Annotated in this window: 7 protein-coding genes; 2 read left to right on the forward strand and 5 right to left on the reverse strand. The window is 73.5% G+C overall.

Annotated elements, in window-relative coordinates; all coding sequences use genetic code 11:
- The coding region (locus tag ABD067_RS24260; RefSeq protein ID WP_343898001.1) for a glycosyltransferase at positions 1 to 1,217 on the reverse strand (1,217 nt) is incomplete at its 3' end.
- Between the two features lie 220 nt (positions 1,218 to 1,437).
- Here ABD067_RS24260 and ABD067_RS24265 point away from each other — a divergent pair.
- Positions 1,438 to 1,704 carry a hypothetical protein gene (locus ABD067_RS24265; RefSeq protein WP_343898003.1) on the forward strand — a complete coding sequence of 89 codons (267 nt, stop codon included), beginning with the start codon at positions 1,438 to 1,440 and terminating at the stop codon, positions 1,702 to 1,704.
- A 15-nt stretch (positions 1,705 to 1,719) separates the two neighbouring features.
- Here ABD067_RS24265 and prfB read toward each other — a convergent pair.
- The 4 genes from prfB to ABD067_RS24285 all read right to left on the reverse strand — a co-directional run bounded on the left by prfB (position 1,720) and on the right by ABD067_RS24285 (position 7,160).
- Positions 1,720 to 2,851 (reverse strand): peptide chain release factor 2 gene (gene prfB, locus ABD067_RS24270; protein WP_343898004.1). Its coding sequence is split into 2 segments (ribosomal slippage): positions 1,720 to 2,781 and positions 2,783 to 2,851, totalling 1,131 coding nucleotides; the frame shifts between segments, so codons are not numbered across the junction.
- Between the two features lie 126 nt (positions 2,852 to 2,977).
- Positions 2,978 to 3,283: a hypothetical protein gene (locus tag ABD067_RS24275; RefSeq protein ID WP_343898005.1), complete on the reverse strand. Its 306-nt coding sequence runs from the start codon at positions 3,281 to 3,283 to the stop codon at positions 2,978 to 2,980.
- A gap of 26 nt (positions 3,284 to 3,309) precedes the next feature.
- Positions 3,310 to 5,883 (reverse strand): penicillin-binding protein 1A, encoded by a 2,574-nt coding sequence (locus ABD067_RS24280; RefSeq protein ID WP_343898006.1) that lies wholly within the window; start codon positions 5,881 to 5,883, stop codon positions 3,310 to 3,312.
- Positions 5,884 to 5,954: 71 nt separating this feature from the next.
- On the reverse strand, positions 5,955 to 7,160 hold the full coding sequence (locus ABD067_RS24285; protein ID WP_343898007.1) for an N-acetylmuramoyl-L-alanine amidase family protein: 1,206 nt from the start codon (positions 7,158 to 7,160) through the stop codon (positions 5,955 to 5,957).
- Positions 7,161 to 7,838: 678 nt separating this feature from the next.
- Between ABD067_RS24285 and ABD067_RS24290 the strand changes: the two genes are divergently transcribed.
- The coding region (locus ABD067_RS24290) for an Rne/Rng family ribonuclease (protein WP_343898008.1) at positions 7,839 to 10,483 on the forward strand (2,645 nt) is incomplete at its 3' end.

Below are 10,483 nucleotides of genomic sequence, written 5' to 3' on the forward strand. Positions count from 1 at the left end.
CCGGCCGCCACCGCGTCCACCAAGGCGATCTGCGCCGGCAAGCAGACGTCCCGCAGGTCGTAGCGCTCCTGCACGGTGCACCGCGCCGCCGCGCGCAGAGGGGCCATCGCCGCCGGGTCGGACAAGGCGCGCACCACGGCCGCGGCGACGGCGTCCGGCGAGAAGAAGTCCACCAGCAGGCCGTTCGCCCCGTCCTCGATCACCTCCTGCACCGGGGCGGTGGCGGAGCCGATCAGAAGGCACTCGCAGCTCATCGCCTCCAGCATCGACCAGGACAGTACGAACGGGTAGGTCAGGTAGACGTGCGCGGAGGACAGGCTGAGGAGGTCCAGCAGGGCCGAGTGCGCCACCTTGCCGGTGAAGTGGACGCGCTCCATCGGCAGGCGCCCCCCGAGTTCGGCGAGGAGCTGCTCCTTCCAGGTGCCGCCGCCGGGGGGCTTGCCGCCGTAGTGCGGTTCGTCGCCGCCCACCAGCACCACCTGCGCCGACGGCCGGCGGGACAAGATCTCCGGCAGGCTACGCATGAAGGTGGGGAAGCCGCGGTAGGGCTCCAGGCCGCGGGCGATGAACGTCACCACCTCGTCGCCGCGCCCGAGCGTCCGGCCGTCGGGCAAAGCGAAGCGCGCGTCGGCGCGCCGGCGGATGGCGCGGGTGTCCACGCCCTCGTGGACCACCGACATGCGGGCCTGGGCCCAGTCGGGGAAGCGGCTGCACTGCCAGCGGGTTGGCGTCTGCCCCCAGTCGGCCTGCTCCAACGACGCGAGATGCGTGGCGTTCAGCATCCGCACCCGGCCGGCGTCGTCGATGGAAACCGGGCCGGGCGGGTCGAAGCCGACGTCGCCGCCGGAGGAGCGGAAGTAGTACTCGAAATAGTAGAGTAGCTTGGCCTCGGGCCAGACATCGCGCAGGAACAGCCCCTCGCCCCAGCCGGGGTGGCAGCAGACGACGTCCGGCGAGAAGCCGCGCTCCTTCAGGGCGAGCGCGCCGCGCGCGACCTGCTGGCCGCGGAACACCGCGTTTTCGAAGCGGCGGATGTAGCGGTGCGTGTCCTTGCCGCCTTGGGACGGCGGCGGCTTGTAGCGGAGGTGCCGCACGCCCGGCAGCGCCTCGCGTTCGTTCTCGCCGAGCGCGACCACCGCGTCCCTCCGCCGCGCCAGGGCCGGCGCGATATGGCGGTACTGCGCCGGGAAATTCTGGTGGACGAACAACACCTTCATGCGCCGGACCCCCGATGCCGCGCCTTCGCAGAAGCGGGCCGCCCCGGCCCCTCACAGGTTCGTCATGCCGCATCATGCCTTTCCACGCAAACATCTTCGATGATGCGCGCTCGAAAGTTGGGTTTGTGATCAGCATGAACGGCGGAGGTTGCGCCGGCGATTGGACACGTTTCCGCGCGGCCTGCAACAATGTTTCCGCTTGCGTGTTGCGGCGGGGACAATGGCATTCGCGGATCTACAGACCGATTGGTCGCTCTTGTCCCAGTTGCTGCGGCTCGCCCAAAGCGACGGCTGGACCATCGCCTTCGGCAATGACCGGGTGGTGGTGTCCAACCGGCGCACGCAACACAGCGTGGTGGCGCTCCCCGCTTCCCTGATCGCGCACGCGCGCGGCGCAGGGTGGCGGGTGGTGCGGCGGCCGATGCGCTTCGAGCTGCGCCATCCGGCGGTGCGGCAGTGGGTCGAGGTGAGTTTGACGGCGGATTGAGGCCGCCCGCGGCGCCTACCGCGCCGCCGCGCTCGCCTCCGACCGCGTGGCGCCGACGCGCTGCGCCAGTGCCGCCGCCATGAACTCGTCGAGGTCGCCGTCCAGCACCGCCTGCGGGTTGCCCTTCTCGACCCCGGTGCGGAGGTCCTTCACGAGCTGGTAGGGCTGGAGCACGTAGGAGCGGATCTGGTGGCCCCAGCCTATGTCGGTCTTGCCGGCCTCGGTGGCGGCGTTGATCGCCTCGCGCTTGCTCAGCTCCAGCTCGTACAAACGGGCGCGCAGCATGTCCATGGCGATGGCCCGGTTGCGGTGCTGGCTGCGGTCCTGCGTCGAAGCGACCACGATCCCGGTCGGGATGTGGGTGAAGCGCACGCCGGACTCGGTCTTGTTGACGTGCTGGCCGCCGGCGCCCGACGCCCGGAAGGTGTCGGTCCGGAGGTCGGCCGGGTTGATGTCGATCTCGATCTTGTCGTCCACGACCGGGTAGACGTAGACGGAAGCGAAGCTGGTCTGGCGCTTGTCGTTGCCGCCGAAGGGGCTGATGCGGACGAGGCGGTGGACGCCGGTCTCGGTCTTGAGCCAGCCGTAGGCGTTGGGGCCGCTCACCTGGATGGTGGCGGACTTCAGCCCGGCCTCTTCGCCCGGGTTCTCCTCGGTGAGCGTCACCTTGCACCCGTGCGCCTCGGCCCAGCGCTGGTACATGCGCAGCAGCATCTCGGCCCAGTCCTGCGCGTCGGTGCCGCCGGCGCCGGCGTTGACCTCGACGAAGCAATCGTTGCTGTCCGCCTCGCCGGAGAGGAGGCTCTCGGTTTCGCGGCGCGCGGCCTCGGCGGCGAGGGCCTGGAGGTCGGCCACGGCGGCGTCGGCCGTGGCGGCATCGCCTTCCGCCTCGGCCAGTTCGACCAGCTCGATCGCGTCGGCAACGGACTGCTCCAACCGGCGCACGCCCTCCACCTGGTCAGCGAGGCGGCCGCGCTCGCGCATCACCTTCTGCGCGCCCCCGGCGTCGGACCACAGCGACGGGTCCTCGGCGCGGGCGTTCAGTTCATCCAATTTCCGGACGGCGGCATCCCAGTCAAAGATGCCTCCTCAGCAGAGCCACCGATTCGGTGATCCGCTGGTGCAGGGCTTCGGCGTCGGCGCGCATGGTGGCGGCGGATACGGGATGGCGCGGGGCGACGCAAGCGGCGGGCGCCAGTGATCAGCGACCAAGGCGCCTAGCGAGCGGTCCGAACCGGTCGCGGCCGTCTCGTGAACCAGCGCTCTGCGAGGATCAGGCCCCTATGCCGCCGACAAGCCCACCGATCACCACCCCGGGCATCGAACCGAAAACCAGCGCCGCCAAGCCGATGGCGTTCCCGCAAGGGCCGGCATAGCCGGTGCCGCACTCCTGCCCAGAAATCCTGAATCCCATGGCGGCAGCCACGAATCCGAAGACCGCACCAACCACGGCGCCGCGTGGCGCCCCCACGGCCAGGCCGCCGGTAAGCACCACCCACAATGGGGCGGCCTCCAAGACCGATGGCGCCTGCACCGCTGCTTGTGGAGGTTCGCTCAATCCTGCTTCATCTGCTTCCAACGAAGCCTCTTCCCGCCAGCACTAGGTCAGTACAACCCCGGCAAAGCCCGCTCCGGCCCGAGTTGCGCCGAAGGCGACCCCTCGTCCGGCGGCCGCGCCGCGTTCTCCGTGCCCGGCCGGAACGCCTCCATGATGGTCGCGCCGCCCTCCGCCTGCGTCCGCACCAGCGCCACGCCCGGCGGCGCGCGGAAGGGCACGGGCGGGCTGCCGCGCAGCGCCGCCTCCATCACGTCGCGGAAGATGGGCGCGGCGTTCTGGCCGCCGGTCTCGCCATTGCCCAGCGTCTTCGGCTCGTCGAAGCCGAGCCACACCGCCATCACCAAGTCGGGCGTGAAGCCCACGAACCAGTTGTCCATGTAGTCGTTGGTGGTGCCCGTCTTGCCGGCCACCGGGCGGTTCAGCCCCTGCCCCGCCCGCGTGCCGGTGCCGCGCTGCACCACGCCGGTGAGGATGTTGACCATCTGGTAGGCGGCGATCGGGTCGGTGATCTGCTTCCGCTCCTCCGTCAGCTCCGGCGGGCCGGCGTTCGGGTTCGCGGCGCCGCAATCGGCGCATTCGCGCGGGTCGCTCCGCCACACCACGCGGCCGCGCTGGTCCTGCACGCTGTCGATGAGCGTTGGCGTCACCTCGCGCCCGCCGTTGACGAAGGCGGCGTAGCCGGCGGCCATGCGCAGCACCGTGCTCTCGCCGGAGCCGAGCGCCATGGACAGGTACTTCGGCATGTTCGGGATGACGCCGAAGCGCGCCGCCGTCTCCGCCACCTTGTCCATGCCGACCTCCTGCGCCACCCGGATCGTGACGAGGTTGAGCGACTTCTCCAGCGCGCGGCGCAGGGTGACGTAGCTGTTGCTGACGCCGTCGCCGTAGTTGCCCGGCCGCCAGACGCCCTGCGCCGTCATGATCTCGATCGGCGCGTCCAGGAAGCGCTGGTTGGGCGGGATGCCCATCTCCAGCGCCGGCAGGTACACGAACGGCTTGAAGGATGAGCCGGGCTGGCGCATCGCCTGGGTGGTGCGGTTGAACTGGCTCTTCTCGAAGGACCAGCCGCCGGCCATCGCTTGCACGCGGCCCGTTGTCGGGTCGAGCGCCACCACCGCGCCCTCCACGGCGGGTACCTGCCGCAACGCGAGGCGCTCCGGCCGGGCTGGGCGGTTCTGCGCGCCGGGGCCGGACGCGGCCGCCGTCGCGGGCAGCGCCTCCACCATCACCACGTCGCCGGGCTGGAGCACGTCCGCCATGCGCTGCGGCGCGCCGCCGAGCCGGCCTTCGCCCAAGGCGCGGCGGGCCCAGGACAGGTCCTCGATGAACATGGTGCCGCTGCGCGGCTGCGGCGCGGCGCGCGCGTCCAGCCGCTCCACCCAGGCGAGCCGCGCCTCGCGCGGGCGGACCTCCAGCGCCACCGCCATGCGCCATTCAGGGGGCGCGCCGCCGGGCCGCTGCACCGCTTGCAGCTCCGGCATCCATTCGGTGGTCCCGGCGGAGACCTTGGCCACCGGCCCGCGCCAGCCGCCGCGGCGGCGGTCGTAAGCGAGCAGCCCGTTGCGGAGCGCGGTTTCGGTCGCGGCCTGCAAGGCGGGGTCGAGGCTGGTGCGGACCACGAAGCCGCCCATAACCGTCTGGTCGGGGCCGAAGCGGGCGATCAGCTCGCGCCGCACCTCCTCGGTGAAGTGCTGGCCGACCGAGACCGTGTCCGTCCGCCGCGCCGGGCGCGCGGTCACGGGCTCCGCCTTGGCGGCCTCGGCCTCGGCGGCGGACGCGGCGCCATCCTCGGCCATGCGGTCCAGCACCCAGTCGCGCCGCGCGCGGGCGGCTTCGGGGAAGCGCACGGGGTTGTAGTTGTTGGGCGCCTTGGGCAGCGCGGCGAGGAAGGCGGTCTCCCCCGCCGTCAGCTCGTCCAGCCCCTTGTTGAAATAGGTCTGCGCCGCGGCGGCGACGCCGTAGGCCTGGGAGCCGAGGTAGATCTCGTTCAGGTAGATCTCGAGGATGCGGTCCTTGGACAGCGCCTGCTCGATCCGGAACGCCAGGATCGCCTCGCGCGCCTTGCGCGCCAGCGTGCGGTCCGCGCCCACCAGCATGTTCTTCGCCACCTGCTGGGTGATGGTGGAAGCGCCGCCCATGCGCCGGCCGGAGCCGTACTGCTCCAGGTTGGTGACGACGGCCCGCAGGATGCCGATCGGGTCCACGCCGCGGTGCTCGCGGAAGCGCTGGTCCTCGGCGCTGATGAACGCCTGCGCCACGCGCGGCGGGATGGCCTCGATCGGCACGAACACCCGCCGCTCGGCCGCCAGCTCCGCCAGCAGCCGGCTGTCCGCGGCGTAGATGCGCGACATCTGCGGCGGCTGGTAGTCGGCGAGCCAGCGGTAATCGGGCAGGTCGGCCGCGACCTGCCGGTACACGACGAAGCCGGCCAGCGCCCCGCCGACGCCCGCCATCACGACGACGAGGAAGAGGAAGTGGACGAGGCGGGCGAAGACGCCGCCCGCGCGCACGCGGCGGCGGGGGCGCCGCCGCTTCGGATCGGGCGGCGGCGGGGCGGCGGGCGGCGGCGAACGGCGCCCGGACAGGGGCTCGTCGGCGCGGAGATCGGGAGGGGGGGACATGTGAGGCTCCAATTACAACGCGCCGGGCGGGGAGGCGACCGCGAAATCCGGGGCGGCGGCCCCTGGTCCGGTCAGCCCGGCGGGGGCGCCCAACCGGCCCCCTCCGCCCCGGCGAGCGAGGACCGGGCGCGCGCCTGGAGGAAACCTTCCACCGCCCCGGCCAGCGCCGCCGCCAACCGGGCGCGGTGGGCGGGGCGGTTCAGCGCCGCCTCGTCGGCGGGGTGGGACAGGAAGCCCATCTCCACCAGCGCCGCCGGCACGTCCGGCGCCTTCAGCACGGCGAAGGCCGCACGCCGGTGCGTGTTGGGCAGGAGTTGCACCTCGCCGCCCCGCAAGGAGGACACGGCTAGCCGGGCCAAGCGGTCCGACCCGGCGCGCGTTTCCTGCCGCATGAGGCTGAGCAGGATGCGGCTCACCTCCGGCGAAACGGACGGCAGCCGCAGCCCGCCGGCCTGGTCCGCGGCGTTCTCGCGCCGGGCGAGGGCGGCGGACAGGCCGTCGGAAGCGGTCTCGGACAGGGTATAGACGCTGGCGCCCCGCGCGCCCGGGGCGGAGTCGGCGTGGAGCGACAGGAACAGCGCCGCGTCCCGCCGCCGCGCCATCCCGATGCGGTCCGCCAGGGGCACGAACACGTCACGCCCGCGGGTCAGCAGCACGCGGCAGCGCCCGCCTGCCTCCAACCGCCGCTTCAGGTCGATGGCCGCAGCCAGGGTGATCCGCTTCTCCTGCGTGCCGCGCGCCCCGATCGCCCCGGGGTCGCGCCCGCCGTGGCCGGGGTCGATCACCACCAGCGGCAGCGCGACACGCGGCGGCGGCGGGGCGGCGGCGAGCGGACGGCCGCCCTCGGCCAAGCGGGCGAAGCCGGCCGCGGTACCGGGCAGCAGATCGATCACCAAACGGTCGCCGCGCGCGCCGATCGTGGGCGGCCCTACGGGCGCGGCCAAGGTCAACACGAGGGACTCGCCCGCGCGCCGGGCCCACGACACCAAACCGGCGCCGGGCAGGCGCGCGGGCGTGCCGCGCCAGGCCATCCCGGGCAGGCGGAGCACGAGGCGCGACGGGCCCTTCGCGGCGGACAGCCGCCACGCGGTCCCCGGCGCGAGCGGCACTTCGACCCGGGTGCGCCCGCCACCGCCCGAAGCGGAGACGACGGCCGGCGCTGCGGCGGCCGTTCGCGCCGGCCAGAGCCCCGCCACGGCCAACGCGCCCCCGATGCCGGCGAACACCAATCGGCGGCGCCCCACCGGCGGCGCCCCCTCACCGTTCCACCCCCGCATGGCCCGGTCCCCGATCCCCCTGGTCCCCACCGTAGCACGGTGGCGCGGGAACATGGCACGGCTGGGGCGCCTTCCTGGGCGCCCGCGCATTGTCGGCTTGTGGAACCCACCCCCCTCGCCTAAGCTGCCCTGCCCCGGCGGTGCCCGCTGCCGGTGGAGATTCGGGGGCAGGGCGGCGGCGGCGAGGCTCGATGGGCCGGCCGCGGCGGCCCGGAATGCCCGGCATGGACCCGACCCGGCCTTTCGCCGGACCCCGGTTTCCGCGTTTCGCCGGGTTCGTCCGCTCCGGGCTGGATGCCCGGTTCGCCCTCCTCCGCCGTCGCGGGATGACAGGTCGCGCCACGCGGCGGAGGTTGCGGTAGCCCGCCATCCCTCCATCCCCGTCAGGCCAGCCGACACCGCCGTGCCCGTTCCAACGGGCCATGCGCCGCACCGGTTGCGCGAGCGAGGCGAGGCGCAGGGTTTGAACCCTGGGGCGCGACCCCGGGTGGCCATGCGCCGCCGCGAGCACCGGCGCGCGTGCCGCCCCGTGCGCCGCGCCCCGCCGGACCGAGGAGGAGGCCGCCGCTTGTCCATCGACCGCGCCGCGCCCTCAGCGTCGTCCGGGCCACCCCACCCCCATCCGCCGCCCGTCCCGGTGCGAACCGCCCGGCGGAGCGGCGCGGAGCACAAGCTTCGATGACGAAGAAGATGCTGATCGACGCGTCCCACGCGGAAGAAACCCGCGTGGTGGTGCTGGACGGCAACCGGCTGGAGGATTTCGACCTCGAAGCCGCCAACAGGCTGCCCCTCAAAGGCAACATCTACCTGGCCAAGGTCGTGAGGGTGGAGCCCTCCTTGCAGGCCGCATTCGTGGAGTACGGCGGCAACCGCCACGGCTTCCTGCCGCTCGCGGAGATCCACCCGGACTACTACCAGATCCCGGTCGCCGACCGGCAGCGCCTGCTGGCGATGCAGGCCGCCGAGGCGCGCGAGGAAGAGGCCGCGGAGGAAGCGGAAGCCGCGTTTGAGCGGGCCGAGGAGACCGCTGAGGACGCGGACACCGCCCCCGACCGCATCGAAGGCGCGGCCGCTGAGGCCGACCGGACCGAATCCGGACCGCCCGAAACCGTGGCCGAGGCTTCCGCCACCGACGAAACCGACCCCGACGCCGGCCGCGACGCCGAGGCCGGCCGCGCGGGCGGGTCGGACGTACCGGCGGGAGCGGCCGAAGCCGGGCCGCCGTCCCGCGAAGAAGAGCCCGAGCCGGTGCTGGTCGCGTCGCCGGCTCAGGTGAAAGCCGTGGCGGCTGACGCCGACCAGACGACGCCCGCCGCCGGCGAAGCGCCGCGCGCGGCCGAGGACGCGGCGCGCGAGCAGATGGCGGCCGCGGCGGAGGAAGACGCCGCGCCGACGCCGGAGTCGGCGGCCCCGGATGCGCCGGCCGACCCGGCGGAACCCGCGCCGTCCGGAGAGGAAGCGACGATCGCGGAGCAGTCCGGGCCGTTCCTCCTCCCCGGCGAGGGCGACCAGCCCCCCCTCGAACCCGTCGCGCCCCGCCGCTCCGCCACCACCGCCGCGCCGAACGGCCACACCGACGATTTCGAGCCCGACGACGCGCCGCCGCCGGAGGAGATCGGCGGCGAGGCGCCGGAAGAAGCGGCGCGGGAGCGCCGCGGCGCCCAGCGCTTCATGCGCCAGTACAAGATCCAGGAGGTGATCAAGCGCCGGCAGATCATGCTGGTGCAGGTCGTCAAGGAGGAGCGCGGCACCAAGGGCGCTGCGCTCACCACCTACATCTCGCTCGCCGGCCGCTTCTCCGTCTTGATGCCCAACTCGCCGCGCGGCGGCGGCGTGTCGCGCAAGATCACCTCGGCCACCGACCGGCGCCGCTTGCGCGAGGTGATCGACGAGGTGGGCCTGCCGGACGGCATGAGCCTGATCGTCCGCACCGCCGGCGCCCAGCGGCCGAAGCCCGAGATCCGGCGCGATTGCGAATACCTGCTGCGCCTGTGGGACAGCATCCGGGAACGCACCCTGTCCTCGTCCGCGCCGGCGCTGATCTACGAGGAAGCGGACCTCATCAAGCGCTCCATCCGCGACAACTACGCGCGCGACGTGGAGGAGATCCTGGTGGACGGCGAGGACGCCTACCGGGAAGCGCGCGAGTTCATGCGCATGCTGATGCCGCAGCACGCGCAGAAGATACAGCTCTTCCGTGACGGCGGGCTGTTCGCGCGCCACGGCGTCGAGGCGCAGCTCGACGCCATGCACTCGCCCGTGGTGCAGCTCCGCTCCGGCGGCTACATCGTCATCAACCAGACCGAGGCGCTGGTCGCCATCGACGTGAACTCCGGCCGCTCCACGCGCGAGCGGCACATCGAGGACACGGCGTTCCGCACCAACATGGAAGCGGCGGACGAGATCGCCCGGCAGCTCCGGCTGCGCGACCTCGCCGGCCTCATCGTCATCGACTTCATCGACATGGAGTCGAACCGGCACGACGCCACGGTGGAGCGCCGGCTCAAGGACGCGCTGAAGCACGACCGGGCGCGCATCCAAGTGGGCCGCATCTCCCACTTCGGCCTTTTGGAGATGAGCCGGCAGCGGCTGCGCCCGTCGCTGGCCGAGACCGCCTTCGTGCCCTGCCCGCACTGCGGCGGGCACGGCCAGGTCCGCAGCATCGAGAGCAGCGCGCTGTCCGTGCTGCGCGCCATCGAGGAGGAGGGCGCCAAGCGCCGCGCCGCCGAGATCGCCGTGCATGTGGCGAGCCCGGTGGCGCTGTACCTGCTCAACCGCAAGCGCGACCGCCTGGCGCGGATCGAGCACCGCTTCGGCATGTCGGTGGTGTTCGAGCCGGACGACTCGCTGCAACCGCCGGCGCTGCGCATCGACCGGCTGCGGGTGGCCGACCCGAGCCGGCAGCGCCCGGCCGACTCGGCGCCGTCGGCGCTGCGCATGGATTACGCGCCCGAACCCGAGGAGGACGACGAGGAGGCGCCGGAAGCGGCGGCCCTCGACGCCGGCGGCGAGGACGCGGAGGCGGACGCGCCGGAGGGCCGCGCCAACGGCCGCGTGTCGGCCGAGGCCGGCAGCGCGGAGGAGCGTGCCGAAGAAGGGCGCAGGCGGCGCCGTCGCCGGCGTCGGCGCGGCGGCCGCGCCGACGAGGCGGACTCGGCCGGCGCCGGCACGGAAGGCCCCGACGAGGACGGCGAAGCCGGGGACATGGCGTCGGCGGTGGAAGCCGCGGCGGGCGACGACGCGGTGGACGAAGCCGGCCCCGGGGACGAAGAGGCGGACGGCGGAGCGGCGCCGGACGAGGACGCGCCGCTCCCGGCCGCGGC

This window comes from Craurococcus roseus (genome assembly GCF_039523795.1).
Taxonomy (GTDB): Bacteria; Pseudomonadota; Alphaproteobacteria; order Acetobacterales; family Acetobacteraceae; genus Craurococcus; species Craurococcus roseus.

Coding starts and splice junctions, on each gene's coding strand:
- ABD067_RS24280 (WP_343898006.1), bottom strand. CDS start 5,883: ATGTCCCCCCCTCCCGATCTCCGCGCCGACGAGCCCCTGTCCGGGCGC.
- ABD067_RS24265 (WP_343898003.1), top strand. CDS start 1,438: ATGGCATTCGCGGATCTACAGACCGATTGGTCGCTCTTGTCCCAGTTG.
- ABD067_RS24285 (WP_343898007.1), bottom strand. CDS start 7,160: ATGCGGGGGTGGAACGGTGAGGGGGCGCCGCCGGTGGGGCGCCGCCGA.